Below are 15,398 nucleotides of genomic sequence, written 5' to 3' on the forward strand. Positions count from 1 at the left end.
ACGCGCATCGCCATCGCCTGTTTCTAGGGGGCCTGTTAGGGGGCCTGAAATTTCCCGAAAATTGCCATCTTCTGCGCCTAAGGAGTTACCAGTGCTGTCCGGGGCGCAGAGTGTTTCGGCAGGGTGTGTTAAAGAACTGAGAGGGTGGAGTTGGTGGCGGACACAAGCTTTGATGAGCGCGCGGCCTATATTGTCGCAAAAGCACAAGAGACCCTGGGCAAAACCCCGGACCGGATCACCACGCCGGGCGGCAAGTCCCGCTCCTCTATGCGATTGCATTTTGGCGACGACAGAGCCATTGCCACTCTGCGGGAGAATTTTCGCCGTACCCATCTGGAAGCCTATGTGCTGGAAAAACTGGGCCCCCACTGCGACGACATCCCCCGGGTTCTGGGCGTCAATGAAGATGTGCTGTTTCAGTCTGACACTGGTGAAATCCGGCTGAGCAGCGAAGTGTTGGAGCATAATGAGAGCGACCAGGTGGAACTGGCAGCTGAGGCCTGTGCTGCGATCTTTCGTATTCACGCCGCCGCCCGCCAGACCGATCTGGCAGAGATGCTGCCGCATCTGGGCTCGAACCGGGATTGGATCATCAATCTGGTGGGATCCGTTGATGCCCTGCAGGCCTATTCCATGGGTATCCCCAAGGAGTTTGATTTTGTTGCCGTAGCCGAACGCATGGATCAGCCGGGGCGGCAATTTCTGAAATGGGATTGCCGGGCGGGCAATGCCGCCATTGGCGATGATGGATTTGTGCGCTGGTTTGATTTTGAATATGCCGGCCTGCGTCATGGCGCCGAGGATTTTGCCTGGCTCATTGCCGATGAAACCTGGCCGGTGTCGCCAGATAAAATGGCTGATGTGATGATCGACACCTATGATCATGGTTCTGGCTATGACATCGCTGACTACCTGGATTATCTGTCTGTCTATGTCACTCTGCATGCGGTGCAGCGGCTGAAATTGATCCAGAAGGAAGTCAAAAAACGCGGCTGGCTCAGCAAAACACGGGTGATCAAATATGATGATGCCGGGGTCCACCCGGATTATGCGCGCCAACTCTGTCGGGTTGGGGCCTATTATGCGGCGCAGTCAAAACTGACCGCGCCCCTGGCCCGCAATTTTGAGGCTGCCGGGCGCGCCTTTCAGGCCATCGCAGACGGCTAATCCGCTTGGGGTATCACAGCCCCATCTGGCGCACCGCGAGATCGCGCATGATCTCTTCTGATCCGCCGCCGATGGCCATGACCTTGACCTCGCGGTAGATGCGCTCCACCCGGTTGCCGCGCAGATATCCGGCGCCGCCCAGGATCTGCATCGCCTCAGAGGCGCAGTATTCGCAGGCCTTGGTGGCAAAGAACTTGGCCTTGCTCAGCTCGGCCACTGGCATATCGCCCTGATTGACCTGCCAGCAGATCATCCGCAGTGTCGCCTCAACCGCATCAATGCGGGCCGACATCTCGGCGATCTTGTGGCGGATCACCTGATGACGGATCAGCTTTTTGCCAAAGGTCTCGCGCTCCTGCGCCCAGGCGATACTGTCCTCTAGGCAGGCCTTCATCATGCCCAGAACCCCGGCAATCAGGTTGATCCGCTCCATGTTGAAGTTGTTCATGATGGCCAGAAACCCGGTGCCTTCCTCCCCCATCATGTTGCTGGCAGGCACGCGGACCTCATCCAGAAACAGCGTTGCCTGATCCGAACACCACCAGCCCATCTTGCGGGTCAGGGCCGTGCGGGAAAAGCCAGGGGTATCCGCCTCGACAAAAAACAGGGAAATGCCATCCAGCCCAGCACCGCCGGTGCGGGCCGGGATGACAAAGTAGTCAGAGGTCATGCCGCCGGTGATGAAGGTCTTGGAGCCATTGATCACCCAGTGATTGCCATCGCGCCGGGCCGTGGTTTTGAGGTTGGCCACATCCGAGCCGCCCCCGGGTTCGGTGACCCCCAATGAGGAGCCTTTGCGCCCGGACAGGATTTCCGGCAGCACCCGCTGGCGGATCTCCTCATCGGCCAGCCGCGCAATCGGTTCAACTGAAATGGTGCGCCCGGCCAGAGCCGCAGTTACTCCGCCAGCACCGCAGCGGGCCATTTCTTCGCTGTAGGCCACGCGCAAAAAGCAATCGTCAAAGCCAAGGCCGCCATATTTTTCGTCAATGCCAAACCCCCAGACGCCAAATGCACCAATCTTCTGATGCAGCTCCCAGGGGACTGTGCCTGCCTCGTCCCAGTCGTCGCAATAGGGCTGGATTTCTGTTTCGACAAAGGCCCGGATGGTATCGCGAAAGGCCCGGTGCTCTGACGTTTCAAAGGGATTCTTCATCTGTGTCTCCGTTAGGGCTGCGCGCAGACAAATGCGGCGCCATGATGCGGCCAAATAGCGCCACCATCTTGGTTATGATTTTTGGATCGCGCTCAAAAGGAGCCTGGCTGTGCAAGCCGCGCATGAAACTCCGGCAGATCGACCAGAGCAGCGTCAGCTCATCCTCATGGCCTTCGGCGGCCTGGTAGAGATTGGCGATATTGCGGTTGAATTCGTCGTTGTAGCTCCAAAGCGAGGGGGTGATGCGGCTGTTCAGCACCTGATCGGTGCGGGCTGCCACCAGAATTTCCATCAAAGCGCGGCCTTCGCGGGTGTTGATCACCCGGCTCCACAGCGCATGCAACTGGTCCTGCAGGCTGCTCCCGGCATCAGAGGGGCGTAGCAGGTTCGCCTCTTGGTCATTTGGCGCCGAGGCGCCACGCACCGGCGCCAGCAGGTGTTCGAGGGTTTTCACCATCATTTCTTCTTTGGAGGGAAAATGATGGGTGAGCGCACCACGGGAGACCCCGGCCAGGGTTTGCACCCGGTTGATGGAGCATTCCGAATAGCCGACCTCGTCGAGCGCGGTGATCACGGCATCAAAGATTTTGCCACGGGTGCGGGCCACACGCGCCGGGTTGCCGCGCATGGGCGGGCTGTCGCTGGAGGTGACGTTCGGTTGGTCTTCGGTTCCTGGGCACATCAGCATATCCTTTTGACGAATCGTTAAACAGAACGGTTGGTCTGTTCAATCACATGAATTTGGATCAGACGCAGCGGAATTTGATCAAGAGAGGGCACGAAACATGCAACAAGCCGAAGATTTCCGAGCTGAGAGCCAGGCTCTGGCTGCTGTGTTACAGGACCTGCCCGAGGCGGATCTGCACCGGGTTACCCTGTTCAAGGAGTGGACCATCGACCATGTGCTTGGGCATTTGCATCTGTTCAATGTGGCGGCTGAAACCTCGCTGCAGGGGGAAGCGGCCTTTGCGACATTTATCGGCCCAATTGTGAAAAACATGCAGGCCGGCATGTCGATTTTGCAGTGTCAGTTTCCCTGGCTTGACGGTCTGTCAGGCCGCGCCCTGTTTGAAGCCTGGCAGGCCGGGGCCGAGAGCTGTGCTGATGCCTTTGCGCAGGCTGACCCCAAAGCGCGGGTGAAATGGGTGGGGCCGGAGATGAGCGCGCTGAGCTCGATCACCGCGCGCCAGATGGAGACCTGGGCTCATGGTCAGGAGGTGTTTGATCTGTTGGGGGTAGAGCAGCAGGAGCAGGACCGCATCCGCAATATCGCCCATCTGGGGGTGTCGACCTATGGCTGGACCTTTCTCAACCGCAAAGAGCCGGTGCCCGAGCCCGCCCCCTTTGTCGAGTTGACCGGTCCTTCTGGTGCCGTCTGGACCTGGAATGATCCGCAACAGGACAACGTGGTGCGCGGGTCTGCGGTGGAGTTTGCCCAGGTGGTGACCCAGGTGCGCAACATCGCCGATACTGACCTTGAGACCCAGGGAGGCACTGCCGCGCGCTGGATGGCAATCGCCCAGTGTTTTGCCGGTCCGGCTGAAACACCACCCGCGAAGGGGGCGCGTCACAAGGCATAAGGTCCAAGCGAGATCGCGCAGTCAGGTCGTTTGAGAGCCAGGAGTGGAAGCCCGCAAGCGCCTGCTCAAAAAACGGGGGGCTCCCGCGCAGATTTGTCCCCTTTGGGGGACTGCATCCCCTTGGGCCCAGCGCCGCCGCCCTGCCGGGCGGCGGCGCTGCACCGTGAGATGGGCAAGCCCCAGTTTGCGGCTGGCGCAGAAATCTTGCTTCTTTTGAGCGGACTGACCCTCCTCCTCCTAGGGAGCAGGCGCCGCTTTCTCCGCTTGTCGCCTGGCTTGCATCAACCCTTCGATCGCCATCCGATCGGGATGGGCCTGGGTGGCAGGCAGGCCCTGTGCCGCGAAGGCGGCCATATAGGGGGCGGCCAAGTGGTCGGGGGCGACCAAGGCGAGGTTTTGCCCCAGCCAATAGGCCCGCGCGGCGGCCAGCTCTGCCCCAAGTAGATAGCCCCACAACAAGCCGGCGGCTTCTGTCGCATTTGGCTCTGGGGCAAGCTGGCTGGCGTGCAGTTCGGCCAGCCGGGTAGCCAAGCGTTCGGGGCGCGACATGGTATCGGCAACGCCCTGTGCCAAAGCGCTTTCGGACCAGTGCGCAGGCACTTCGAGGCGCGCTGCCAAGGCGGAATAGAGACCGGTCGTCAGGGTGCTTTGAAAGCTGACAACCTCAGCGGCGCTGACCTGAACCCAATGTGTCACCTCGCCAGGCAGGCAGATCACCCCGTCCCATTTGGGATTGAGCGCCACAAAGCCGGCGATCTGCGCGGTGCTCTCTTGCATCAGGCCTGCCGGGGCCTTTTGCTGCAGGCCGGGAAGCACCAGCAGCTGCCAGCGATCCAGAGCCAGCTGGGTTAGGGGCAGATCCCCCGGTGTGGCGGGGACCGCGACCGCCGCAGAGGCGGGGGGGAGACCACAGACCAAAACCGGGGCCGAGTTGGGCGCGTCCGAGTTGGGCACCTGGGCCTGACCCAGCGCAGCGGATAAATCCTGCTCAGGGGGCGCGGAAGTGCGGGCAAAGCTGTGTTGCTTTACCATCTGCCCGGCCGCAAGGCTCCAGAGGGAAATTTCGGCATCGCCAATCAGAGCGGCGGTGCAATCTGTCTGGCGATGTGATGCGCCCATTGTTTGACGATCCTTTTGTACCTGTCGCGGTGCAAACCGGCAGTTGGCCATATCCGAGGCTGAGCACCGGAATTTGCCCTGCAGTCATACTGGTGCACGCGTCGGGTTTCAAACTGCTAGAGGAAACCTGTGACCGAACAGGGCAAGGGCAAGCAGCCAAGGGGCGATGCGGCGACACAGAATCAGACATTTTGGCGTCGAAAAAAAGAACCAGGGTTTCATGGTTGCGGCGGTATTTGGGGATAGTTTATAATCAAAAGGCTAGATTGTTTCCGCTATTGGCTAGGCAAGGCCCCTTTTTGCCGTAATCGCTAAGCTTTGGTTATAATTCTCATTAATTCGGTTAGATTTATTCTTGTCACGGAATGCGGTAGCTTGAAAGAGCCACAGGGGTATTCAACTCCGGCATTCATCAGGGGCGAAACATGTGGGGGCATGGTTCGGCAACACCCAGAACGTGATGACATTACCCGCGTCGCTGTTGTTGCGGGTTTTGAAAATACAAAGAGCTGACGGCCCTGGGGTTTCCCCGGAGCTTGAGCTGTGAGCGCATGGGGTGATGATGAAAGATTTTGTATCAAACGCAACGGAGCAGGCGTTGACCGCTCCTGGGCTGGCGCTGTCTGGCGTGCGCGTCACTGGGCGTTCCTCTTTGATCTGTGCTGCCGTGCCTGCTACCGCTGTTCCTGCGGTCGGCACCGGAATCAGCCAGGCATTGGCGATTGCGCGCAGTAAGAACTCTGGCTACGCCTTGGCTGGCAAGCGGCTGTTGGACCTGGGCTTGGTCTTGTTGGCGCTGCCTGTCGCCTTGCCGATTATTGTCCTGTCTGCAGTGATGCTCTGGCTGGAAAGCGGATTGCCGTTCTATAGCCAGGATCGTTTGGGGCAGCATGGCAAGCGTTTCCGTATCTATAAACTGCGAACCATGGTGCGGGACGCGGATGCCCGCTTGCAGAGCTACCTGGACAGCGATCCAGAGCTCCGCCAGGAATGGGAAACAACCCAAAAGCTTAAACATGATCCGCGGATTACCCGTGTCGGGCGGTTTTTGCGCATGACCTCGCTGGATGAGCTGCCACAGCTTTGGAATGTGGTGACCGGCACGATGAGCCTGGTTGGCCCGCGCCCGATGCTGCCGGAACAGCTGGCTTTGTATGGTGAGGCCGCCGCCTATTTTGCCGTCAAGCCTGGCATCACCGGGATCTGGCAGGTCTCGGCCCGCAACGAGAGCAGCTTTGCCTCGCGGGCCAAGGCTGATGTGGATTACCTGCGTCAAATGGGGGTGCAGCAAGACTTGAACCTTATTTGGCGCACCTTTGGCGTGGTTGCCAAAGGGACCGGATATTAATCCGGGACATTCAGCCGGAGCCTGGCGCGCTGGCCGGGGCGCAGGGCAAGGTGGGGCACTGGATATTAATCTCTTTGCCTTTGACTGCGAGACGGCTGGGACCAGTGGGCCGGATACGACAGGGCAGGGGCGCGACGTTGGAATTGTCAGGAGATGACGCATGAAGCATTTTGCTGTATCAGCCTCTGATGGCACTCCGGCCCGTCCAGGGGGTGCAGGAGATGATCCGAACAACACAACGCCTGCCTTGGATAGGGGTGGTGAGGACCGTATGACGCAAAAGGGGTACAAGACGTTTCGCCGCCGCAACACAGCAGCGCGGCAACAGGCTGGTCCAACAGTCGACGCCGCCGCAAACCCGGTGAGCGCAGAGCCAACTCCGGCCCCTTCTGCACCGTCAAAACAGCCAGACCCGGCCCCAAAGGCCGCTCAGAACAGAACTCGGGAGACCGCTCAGACCAAGGGGGCAACCCCGGTCAAAGGGGCGAACCCGGCCCAGGAGGTAAACCAGGAGCCTGCGCCGCAACTGGACAACCCACAGCCTGCTGTCGCGGCCAAGCCCCGCACAGAGCCCGCGCGACCTGCACGGGCCAAACCGCGGTTGGAACTGGACCGGCAGGCACGTGTTGACCTGCCGCAGGAGCCCCCCATCGGTTTGCCAACCCGTTTTGATCCCTGGTTGCAGATACCGCAGGTTCCCTTTGATTTTCTGGGACAAAAACCGTCACGCCTGCCGCTGGTAAGCGCCTTTCGGGCCTCGCCGACAGCGCGGGCCTTTGATTTGCTGCGCACCCGGTTGCTGCACAGCCTCAAGGCCCATGGCTGGAAACGGGTGGCGGTCACCAGCCCTGCTGCAGGCGGCGGTACCACCTTTTGCGCGGTCAATCTGGCGCTGAGCCTGGCGCGGGTGCCGCAAAGCCGTACCCTGTTGATGGATATGAACTTTCGCAATCCTGGCATCGCCGCTGCACTGGGTATTCCACCACATGGCGATATGGCGGCTTTCCTGGCCGGTGAAGTGCCGCTGAGCCAGCAATTGCAACGCCTGTCCGAGTCGCTGGCGGTGGGAAGCAATTGTCATCCCGATCACAATGCCTCGGATATCCTGCATGATCGCCGCGCCGCAGATGTGATCTCCACCATGATCGACGAGACCCAGGCCGACACGGTGCTGTTTGATCTGCCGCCGGTGCTGGAGCATGATGATGTCACCGCTTTTCTGCCGCAGGTGGATGGGGTGCTGTTGATTTCCGATGGCGACCGGACCACTGCTGCCGAACTTGCCGCCTGCGAAAAGATGCTGGCAGGGCACGCGCCCTTGCTTGGCGTGGTGCTGAACAAGGCGCAACAGTCCGACAAGACGCAAGTTACCCCCTAAATCCCCCATTTCCACGTTGCAGCGCCCGGTCAGAGCCACAGTTTTGCCCGGTTGCTGTGCTGTAAGGTCTGGTGAATACAACCGCTGCGCGCTGGCCTGATGGGGCAAAGGCTGGCAGGATGACAGATGTGACGACAAGGTGAGCTGACCCATGGGCCCGATTTATTCGCTGGCAGATTTTTTGGATATGTTGCGCCGCCGCGCTGCGGTCATTTTGTATGTCATCGCGGCGGGCAGCATTCTGTCGCTCTGGGTGGCGCTCAATCAACAGCATATGTACCACAGCGCCGAAGTGATCCAGGTCACGCGGCCAACTATCGCTGACGATCTGGCCAAATCCACAGTCGAAGGCTCCTCGGCGCGGCGGATGCAGTTGATCGAACAGCGCTTGATGGCCCGCGCCACTCTGCTGGATATCATCGACAAATTTGCGCTCTATGCCGATCTGCCCAGTCTCACACCAACTGAAAAAGTAGTGATGCTGCGCCAGGCCGTGAGCATCACCGGCGTGGCTGCGGTGCGCGAAGGCTTTGCCGATGACGGAACCATTTCGGTGCTGACCATCACGGCCTTGATGCCGACGGCGCAACAGGCGCAGCAGGTGGCCAGCGAATTTGGCCGCCGCACCATCGAGCTGAGCGTCAGCAGCCGAATTGCCCAGGCGCGCGAAACCCTGAGCTTCTTTGCCGAAAAGGAAGCCGCCCTGGCCAGTCAAGTGTCGGCGCTGGAAGATGAAATTTCGGCCTTTCACGCCGCCAATGACGTGGCCCAGCCTGGAACCGTGGAGTTTCGGCGCAGCGAAGTGGCAACCATCAACGAAAGCCTGCTGGATATCGAACGCGAAAAGATCCTGATCCGGCGCACCGCCGATCAGGCCAGCGCCTCGGAACGCCCGGCAACCGCACGCCGAGTGCTGGCCGACGCGCAGGACAAGCTAAACACTCTGGATGCGCAACGGGATCTTTTGAGCCAACGCAAGGATGAGCTGGAAGCAGCGCTGCAAACCACCCCGGAGGTGCAGCGGCAGCTTGGGGTTTACAGTCGACAGATGGAAGCCTTGCAAGGCGAACTGGAGGTCGTGTCGACCCGCCGTAACGAGGCCGAAGTGGGCTTTCGTCTGGAAACCTCGCGCCAGGGCGAACGCCTGACGGTGCTGGAACCCGCAGGGCTTGCGGATTACCCGTCAACTTCGGCGCGCAAAAACAAGGCTTTGATGGGCGGCATTGCCAGTGTTCTGGCAGGGCTGGCCTTTGCTTTTGTGTTGGAACTGCGCGCACCAGTGCTGCGCTCTGCGGCGCAGATGGAACGCGAAACCGGTCTGGCGCCGGTGGCGTCGATCCCGGTGTTGGAGACCAAACCACGGGGCCGGGGGCTGTGGGGCATTGTGCGTGCCTGGCGACGGCTGCTGCCACAGAAACTGGCGCGCCGCTGATCTGGCAGGGCTGCCGGATCATAGGTCATGGTGATCACCGCCGGCACCAAAGCCCGCGAGATCATCACAATCATCAGCCGCTGATTGACCGCATGGCCCAGCAGCATGGGAAAACTGGCAAGGAAAAAGCCGATATTGTAGATGCCCAGCACCTCGAGCGAGATAAATTTCTCCAAAATCGCCCGGTGTCCCTGTGAGGTCAAAAACCAAAAGGCCGTGGACAAAAAGATCCATTTGCCAAAGCGCACCAGCTCGGTCACCGATTGAGGCTGCCAGCAAAAGCGATTGCGCAGCCGGGGCAGGCCAAACGGGGCAGGCCAAAATGGCTGTCTGTGGCGAAAAAGGCCAGACAATCCGTATTGATATCGTGCATTGATTTGGTTTCGATGACGGGCGCCTGCGGCCTCTAGGCAAGCCGGGACCGAGCCGCTACCTTGGCTAAAACCAACTGGCTGACTGGAGTATGGGCCTTTGAAAGTTGCTTATGTTCTGAACAGTTACCCGCAGCCCTCCCATAGTTTTATCCGTCGGGAAATTCAGGCGCTGGAGTGTCAGGGGATTGCCGTGCTGCGCCTGGCCATGCGACCCGGATCCGCGCCCTTGGTGGATCCGGGTGACAGGGCGGAGGCGGCGCAGACCGAGTATGTTTTGCACCGGGGTCTGCTGCCCTTGCTGCTGGCGCTTTTGCGCCGGGGCGTGGCGGCACCGGCGGTGTTCCTGCGGGCCATGGGGGTGGCCATTCGGCTGGGGCGGGTTTCACAGGCCGGGGTCTTGCGGCACCTGATCTATCTGGCGGAGGCCTGCTATGTGGCGGCGCGCTGCCGGGCCGAGGGCGTTGATCACATGCATGCGCATTTTGGCACGAATGCCACGGCGGTGGCGCTGCTGGCACAGGCGCTGGGCGGGCCGGGGTACAGTTTCACCACCCATGGCCCGGAAGAGTTTGACGCCCCTGTGGCACTCTCCCTGGGAGAAAAGATCAACCGGGCGCGCTTTGCCGTGGCGATCAGCAGTTTTGGCAAAAGCCAGCTCAGCCGTTGGGCCGATTTTGCGGCCTGGGACAGGCTGAAGGTGGTGCATTGCGGTATTGAACCGGCGCGGTTTGAAACCACGGCACCGCTGCCGGAGGGGGGCCTGCGGCTGGCAGCGATTGGCCGCTTTGTGGAGCAAAAGGGCCAGATGGTGCTGATACGCGCCATGGCCGAGGTGGTGCGGACCCATCCGCAGGTACATTTGGCGCTGATCGGCGATGGCGAGATGCGCGCCGATCTGGAAGTCGCAATTGCCGCCGCTGGGTTGCAGAACAACGTGACCCTGACAGGGTGGTTGTCCGAGGCGGGCGTGCGGGCAGAGCTGGCCGCGTCTCATGCTCTGGTGATGCCCTCCTTTGCCGAAGGCCTGCCCATGGTGGTGATGGAGGCCATGGCCGCAGCCCGTCCGGTTCTGGCCACCTATATCGCCGGCACGCCTGAGCTGGTTTTGCCCGGTAAGACCGGTTGGTTGGTCCCGGCGGGGGACGCGCAGATCCTGGCCGCAGCCATTGCCGAACTGGCACAGGTTCCTGCGGCGCAGATGGCGAGCTTGGGCGCGGCGGCACGTGAGCGGGTTCTGGAGCGCCACGACAGCGATATCGAGGCGGGTAAGCTGGCTGATCTGTTCCGGGAGGCCTGCCAGGGCAAGGGGAGCTCCCGCGCGCTTTGATTGTTTCTGACGAAACCACCAAAGCGCTTGGGCCCGGCGCCGCGCTAAAGCGCGGCGCGTCAGCGCCGGTAGCAGCGCAGCGTGTCATGGCAGGCGCCTCAGAAGGGGCGCGGGGGGATCAGCGTCCGCGTGTCCAGCGTTGGCGGCTGCGAAACAGCGGAGATTTTACCGCCAAAGACACCAGCGCATAGGCGGCAAAGCCGATGGGATCCTGCAGCAAGAGCTTGAACAGCTGCGCCGCAGGGAGCGGTGTTTTGTCATCATTGGCCAGCAGTTGGGGGTATTTTTCATTCAGCTCTGCGACGCCCGCATTCTGTCGCCGCCGCACCCGGGTCAGATTGCGCAGCCCTTCGACCATTGGCCAGGAGTAGCGGGCGGGCAGTTTGATCCGCTCCTGCGCTGTAAAGGAAAGCCGGGCAAAGGTGTCGTCGGCAATAATATCGGGCCAATCCTGCCAGCGCGCCCGCCCGGCGCGGTTCATTGCAAACAGGCCAAAGCCAGGGGTGCCGGTCTGGACAAAAGGCAGGCGCATCCAAAACCTGCCATAGGCGCGGGTCAAGGCGCTTTGGGCGGGGGCAATAACAGGGGTGCCGCTGGCATACCGGGGCTGAGCTTGGGCCTGGGCCTGGGCTTGGGGTTGGATCTGGGCGTCGCCAAGCGCAGTGGCGATCTGACCGATCAAGGCGGGATCAACGATGACATCGGCATCCAGATAGACCAGCACCGCTCCGCGTGCCTCCGCATCGCCTGCATTCAGCGCCTTGAGCTTGTTTCCTTCTGGCAGCTCGATCACGCGAAGCTGCCACTGGGGGGGGGCAGCTTGCGCCGCTGCAATTCTGGCGGTGGCATCGGTGCAGCCATTGGCCAGGATCAGAACTTCGCCCTGCATCCCCGCAGGCAGTGCGGAGACAAACAGCGCCGCAAGGCAGTCCGCGATGTAGCTGGCTTCGTTATGGGCTGGGATCAACACGCTCACCTGTGGCTGGGCGGCGGCGGTTGGTGGGCTTGTTTGCGGGTCTGTTGGGGCAGGGAAGGCGCTCATTTTACGGATTCCAATGCAGACCAGCGCGGGTTGTCATCGCTGAGGCTCCGCAGGGCGCCCCAGCTGCCCCATTTGCCGGGAACCGCCACATCCGCATAGGCAACAAACAGCGTGCCGCCCAGCTCTTGCCAGCCGCTGAGCAGCCTTACATAGAGTGCTCCCATCTCGGGCGTGTAGTTGAAATGGGTAAAGAACCCGGTGAGCACCTCATCCTCGGTCATTGGGCCAATGCCAACCACATGACTGCCGCCCTCATACATGATCAGATCCAGCCCATGCTGATCGGCGACAGCACGGTGGTAGGGCAAAACACGGCCCAGCAAATCGCTGAGCGTATCAGTGGCGTCGCCGGTGACCAGGCCATCAGTCAGCTCTGCGGCGGCCTGGACGCTGGCAACATCATATTGGTGGTCGGCAATGAATTGTTCGGCCTCTGTCCCACTTAATCCCTGGGCGGCAGCAGCGGTGCGGGCGTGTAACTGGCTGTCGGCGATCCAGGCCCGCAGGATTGGGGCGCGTTCCTTTATCCCCAGAATGCCGCCAAAATATCCGGTGACCGCATAGGCATCAAAATAGGCAGCAGGAGCCTCGCGGTCGGCGGCTTCGGCCACCCACAGCGGCGCTGTCAGGATTTGCTCTTCCAGCCCCAGCCAGCCGGTCTGGGTGGCCAACACCCGCACCAAACGTGTGGGTGATGCCGCGCCGAAGACCTCGGTCCAAATCTGCGAAACCTCTGCGGCGCGGCCACCGTAGAATTGCACCCACAAATCTTTGCCGCCCCAGCGCGCCTGCGCCTGCGCATCGGCCCAATTCGCCTGGTCGAACTGCCAGTTCCAGACCTCGTTGGAATATTCGACATAGGCTTTGAGATCAAAATCCAGCCCCGCCTTAACCGCGCGGGCAAAGTTGCGGATATAGCTGTCATCGGCGCGGTGGGGCATGTTGAACCAGCCATCGGCGCCCAGCTCATTCACCAGCGCCAGCATCACCTCCAGCGGTACGCCCTTGCGGCCCCAGCTGTAATCGCTGACCAGGGGGCGGTCCTCCCAGCCGGTGAGGCGCGAATCATTGGTGCCCATCCAATCCATAAAGCGCAGCACCGCAAACCCGTCCAAAATCTCCAACCAGTCCGGATTAAAGATTTCGCCAGCGGCATAGCGCGGCAGGTGCTCTTCCTTGACCACGGTGATATTGCGCGGATAGTCGCCCCCCTTGTCGATGCGCTGCAGCCGGATTTCGACCGGGCCGGGACCAGGGGTGAAATCAAACGAGACCTCGCCCTTGCCATAGCGCTGATTGCGCGCCCGTCCTGAGACCTCGACGATGCCCTCGCCGTCAAAGCGCAGCACATAGCGCCCGGCCAAACTATGCGCGCTCTCGGGCAGGTCCGTCAGGATCACCGTCCCGATCGAGCCCAGCTCGGGCGGCAGCGCAGTGGGCCAGCCCGCCGCGTCCAGATAGCCGGCCTGTGCCAGATCTGCCTCGTTGGCGCCGCCCCACTGGCCGGGCAGATGCCCGATCCAGGGACGCGCAGTCTTGAAGTGATCCAGAAACGGTGCCTGTGGGCTCCAATCGGCCACCGACATCAGGTTCATCGCAATGGGCTGGCGGTTGGGGGGCTGGGGCGCCACAGCGTGCCGCTGCTGTGGCAGCTCTTCCGGGACTGGGCTGTTCAACTGGGCCAGCTCAGGCTCCTTGGGCAGCGGCGCGGGCTCATCGGGCAGAGCCGCAGAGGCGGTATCACTGCCGCCGGCTGCGGCCCAGGCCAGCCTTTGAAGCTGCCGTGCCAAAGCCTCAGACGGGGCGGTGTAACCCTGTCGCCAGCGGTCCTGCAGCCGATGGGGCAGCCCCCGTGGGTCCTGTCCGGTCAGCACCGCATATTGCACCAGGCTGAGGTAGTAAAACCCCAGCGCATTGGGGTGGATATCGTCGGAAAATACCTGCGAAATGGACTGCAGCCCGGGCAGGGTGCCGGCGGTGATGGCATCATCCAGCCGGGCCATGGCCTGGCCTGCAGGCAGCAGGCGCACGGTGCCGCCGGTGGCTGCGTTTACATCATCGACCAGAGCCTGCCAGCGTGGCAGATCCTGCTCGAGCCGCTGCCGCCAGGGGGTTGCAGCGCCTTCGTCAAAGGGCACCTCGGTGCCAGTGCCGCTGTTGAGACTGTGCCAGGTCTCTTGCAGGTAGAACTGCACATCCGGGTTGGCGCTGCGGGCCAGCTCATAGAACTGGGTCACGGCTTCTTCGGAGTTGCTCCATTTCAAGTGATTGGCCAGCGGGATTGCCTCGGTGACGATCACCGCATCCACAGGCGCGGTCAGCCGCTGGCGGGCATTGATGCCTTCGGCGCTTTCGGCGTGTTGCCAATTGTAGCTGAGCGGCGCGCCATTGATGATCTGGGCCTCGACCGTGACCGGTGCGGTTGCACCCGGCTGTTTCGCCAGTAGCTGTTGCAGCATTTGCGGATTGTCCGGGCCAAACAGCGAATGTCCGACCATCACCACCGAGGTGATCAGCGCCTCAAGGTTCATGCCCCACCTCCTGCCTGCGCCGCCAGGGCGAGACCTGTGCGGGGCTGGGCCAAGACCACCTGCCAGACGATCCGTTGTACCTGTTCTGCGGCTGTCGCCGACAGGCTCTGCGCGGCGCTGCCATCCGCCCGGCTGAGCTGGTGTGGCAGCCCCAGGGGCGCACGTTGATAGAGCACCGCAAAATGGGTGAGCGCCACCACATAGGCGCCCAGATCATTGATGTGGATGGTATCCAACGCGCCTGTTTCACTGCGGGCAAACAGATCCTCGCGGGCGTTCAGCCCGTCGATCTCTCCCGCCTCAGCGGCGCGGGCAACTGCGGCCATGACCTGTCCTGCCGGGATCAGATAGGCGGGGCGGTCGGGCGCCGCGCGGCTGTCTGTCCCTGTTAGCTGTTGCAGCCAAAGTCGATCGAGGTCACTGGCAATGCGGCTGTCCCAGCCTTCCGGGTCGTTCAGGTGGTGCCAGGTTTCATACAGGTAGACACGGGTTTTGGCGGCGCCAGCGCGGGCCAGACTGGCCCAGCGGTGAAAATATTCGGCACCGTCAAAATAGCGGATGGCGTCGCGCAGTTCGACCATTTCTGTTAGCACCACGGCATCATAATCGCCGGAGCCAATGGCTTCACGCGCCGCGCGAAAGGCAGGCGGCTGATTGCTGGTTTCAAAGTCTAGGATCGCCAGGTCCGGTTCCCAATGCTGTTTCAGATTGGTGCCGGATCCCAGCTGGCTGTTCCAGCGATGGCCCTGAGGGGCAAGTTGCGCCAGCATATGCGGCATGTCCGGCCCCACCAGGGAATGGCCAAGATGATAGACACGCAACGGCCCCTGGGGCGGAGCCAGCACCGGCACTGGCGGCAGCGCGCTGGGCCGCCACCAGCGGGCCAGTGGCCAGAGAGCAAGCAGGGCGGGCACCGCCAAAAGGACGCGACGTGATATCATGGA

General features: G+C 61.7%; 12 protein-coding genes and 1 pseudogene. 6 read left to right on the top strand and 7 right to left on the bottom strand.

Features of this window, described 5'->3' with window-relative positions:
- Positions 1 to 153: 153 nt before the first annotated feature.
- Complete coding sequence (locus tag N1037_06300) at positions 154 to 1,167, top strand: hypothetical protein (GenBank protein UWS80624.1); 1,014 nt, start codon at positions 154 to 156, stop codon at positions 1,165 to 1,167.
- A 13-nt stretch (positions 1,168 to 1,180) separates the two neighbouring features.
- On the opposite strand, the gene N1037_06305 is transcribed toward N1037_06300, so the two are convergent.
- Together N1037_06305 and N1037_06310 are read right to left on the bottom strand one after the other, a co-directional pair.
- Entirely contained in the window at positions 1,181 to 2,323 is a 1,143-nt protein-coding gene (locus tag N1037_06305; protein UWS80625.1) for an acyl-CoA dehydrogenase family protein, read from the bottom strand.
- Positions 2,307 to 3,005: a TetR/AcrR family transcriptional regulator gene (locus N1037_06310; GenBank protein ID UWS80626.1), complete on the bottom strand. Its 699-nt coding sequence runs from the start codon at positions 3,003 to 3,005 to the stop codon at positions 2,307 to 2,309. Before N1037_06310 ends, N1037_06305 begins: the two co-directional genes overlap by 17 nt.
- Positions 3,006 to 3,108: 103 nt before the next feature.
- Between N1037_06310 and N1037_06315 the strand changes: the two genes are divergently transcribed.
- Positions 3,109 to 3,903, top strand: a complete 795-nt coding sequence (locus N1037_06315; protein UWS80627.1) for a TIGR03084 family metal-binding protein — start codon at positions 3,109 to 3,111, stop codon at positions 3,901 to 3,903.
- Between the two features lie 237 nt (positions 3,904 to 4,140).
- Here the strand turns inward: N1037_06315 and N1037_06320 are convergent, their stop codons facing one another.
- Positions 4,141 to 5,022 (bottom strand): 2-dehydro-3-deoxygalactonokinase, encoded by an 882-nt coding sequence (locus tag N1037_06320; protein ID UWS80628.1) that lies wholly within the window; start codon positions 5,020 to 5,022, stop codon positions 4,141 to 4,143.
- Between the two features lie 562 nt (positions 5,023 to 5,584).
- On the opposite strand from N1037_06320, the gene N1037_06325 reads away from it, so the two are divergent.
- From N1037_06325 to N1037_06335, 3 genes are all read left to right on the top strand, one after another.
- On the top strand, positions 5,585 to 6,370 hold the full coding sequence (locus tag N1037_06325) for a sugar transferase (protein ID UWS80629.1): 786 nt from the start codon (positions 5,585 to 5,587) through the stop codon (positions 6,368 to 6,370).
- Positions 6,371 to 6,617: 247 nt separating this feature from the next.
- A complete protein-coding gene (locus tag N1037_06330; GenBank protein UWS81317.1) occupies positions 6,618 to 7,748 on the top strand; it encodes an exopolysaccharide biosynthesis protein in 1,131 nt (376 codons plus the stop codon).
- Between the two features lie 151 nt (positions 7,749 to 7,899).
- Entirely contained in the window at positions 7,900 to 9,180 is a 1,281-nt protein-coding gene (locus N1037_06335; GenBank protein UWS80630.1) for a DUF874 domain-containing protein, read from the top strand.
- A gap of 5 nt (positions 9,181 to 9,185) precedes the next feature.
- On the opposite strand, the pseudogene N1037_06340 reads toward N1037_06335, so the two are convergent.
- Positions 9,186 to 9,485, bottom strand: a pseudogene (locus N1037_06340) (oligosaccharide flippase family protein).
- 166 nt (positions 9,486 to 9,651) lie between these two features.
- Here N1037_06340 and N1037_06345 point away from each other — a divergent pair.
- Positions 9,652 to 10,881 carry a glycosyltransferase gene (locus N1037_06345; GenBank protein UWS80631.1) on the top strand — a complete coding sequence of 410 codons (1,230 nt, stop codon included), beginning with the start codon at positions 9,652 to 9,654 and terminating at the stop codon, positions 10,879 to 10,881.
- Between the two features lie 118 nt (positions 10,882 to 10,999).
- On the opposite strand, the gene N1037_06350 is transcribed toward N1037_06345, so the two are convergent.
- From N1037_06350 to N1037_06360, 3 genes are read right to left on the bottom strand one after another with little or no spacing between them, the layout of a single operon-like run.
- Entirely contained in the window at positions 11,000 to 11,923 is a 924-nt protein-coding gene (locus N1037_06350; GenBank protein UWS80632.1) for a glycosyltransferase family 2 protein, read from the bottom strand.
- The gene (locus N1037_06355) at positions 11,920 to 14,454 is read right to left on the bottom strand and encodes a hypothetical protein (protein UWS80633.1); all 2,535 of its coding nucleotides are present in this window, start codon (positions 14,452 to 14,454) and stop codon (positions 11,920 to 11,922) included. The genes N1037_06350 and N1037_06355 overlap by 4 nt, the downstream gene beginning before the upstream one ends.
- Positions 14,451 to 15,395: a hypothetical protein gene (locus tag N1037_06360; GenBank protein UWS80634.1), complete on the bottom strand. Its 945-nt coding sequence runs from the start codon at positions 15,393 to 15,395 to the stop codon at positions 14,451 to 14,453. The genes N1037_06355 and N1037_06360 overlap by 4 nt, the downstream gene beginning before the upstream one ends.
- Between the last annotated feature and the right edge of the window lie 3 nt (positions 15,396 to 15,398).

Source organism: Phaeobacter sp. G2, assembly GCA_025163595.1.
In the GTDB taxonomy this organism is placed as follows: Bacteria; Pseudomonadota; Alphaproteobacteria; order Rhodobacterales; family Rhodobacteraceae; genus Pseudophaeobacter.

Excerpts from the sequence above, each read along its gene's own strand:
- N1037_06335 (UWS80630.1), top strand. The coding sequence starts at position 7,900 with ATGGGCCCGATTTATTCGCTGGCAGATTTTTTGGATATGTTGCGCCGC.
- N1037_06310 (UWS80626.1), bottom strand. The coding sequence starts at position 3,005 with ATGTGCCCAGGAACCGAAGACCAACCGAACGTCACCTCCAGCGACAGC.
- N1037_06325 (UWS80629.1), top strand. The coding sequence starts at position 5,585 with ATGAAAGATTTTGTATCAAACGCAACGGAGCAGGCGTTGACCGCTCCT.
- N1037_06360 (UWS80634.1), bottom strand. The coding sequence starts at position 15,395 with ATGATATCACGTCGCGTCCTTTTGGCGGTGCCCGCCCTGCTTGCTCTC.
- N1037_06305 (UWS80625.1), bottom strand. The coding sequence starts at position 2,323 with ATGAAGAATCCCTTTGAAACGTCAGAGCACCGGGCCTTTCGCGATACC.
- N1037_06315 (UWS80627.1), top strand. The coding sequence starts at position 3,109 with ATGCAACAAGCCGAAGATTTCCGAGCTGAGAGCCAGGCTCTGGCTGCT.
- N1037_06350 (UWS80632.1), bottom strand. The coding sequence starts at position 11,923 with ATGAGCGCCTTCCCTGCCCCAACAGACCCGCAAACAAGCCCACCAACC.
- N1037_06355 (UWS80633.1), bottom strand. The coding sequence starts at position 14,454 with ATGAACCTTGAGGCGCTGATCACCTCGGTGGTGATGGTCGGACATTCG.
- N1037_06320 (UWS80628.1), bottom strand. The coding sequence starts at position 5,022 with ATGGGCGCATCACATCGCCAGACAGATTGCACCGCCGCTCTGATTGGC.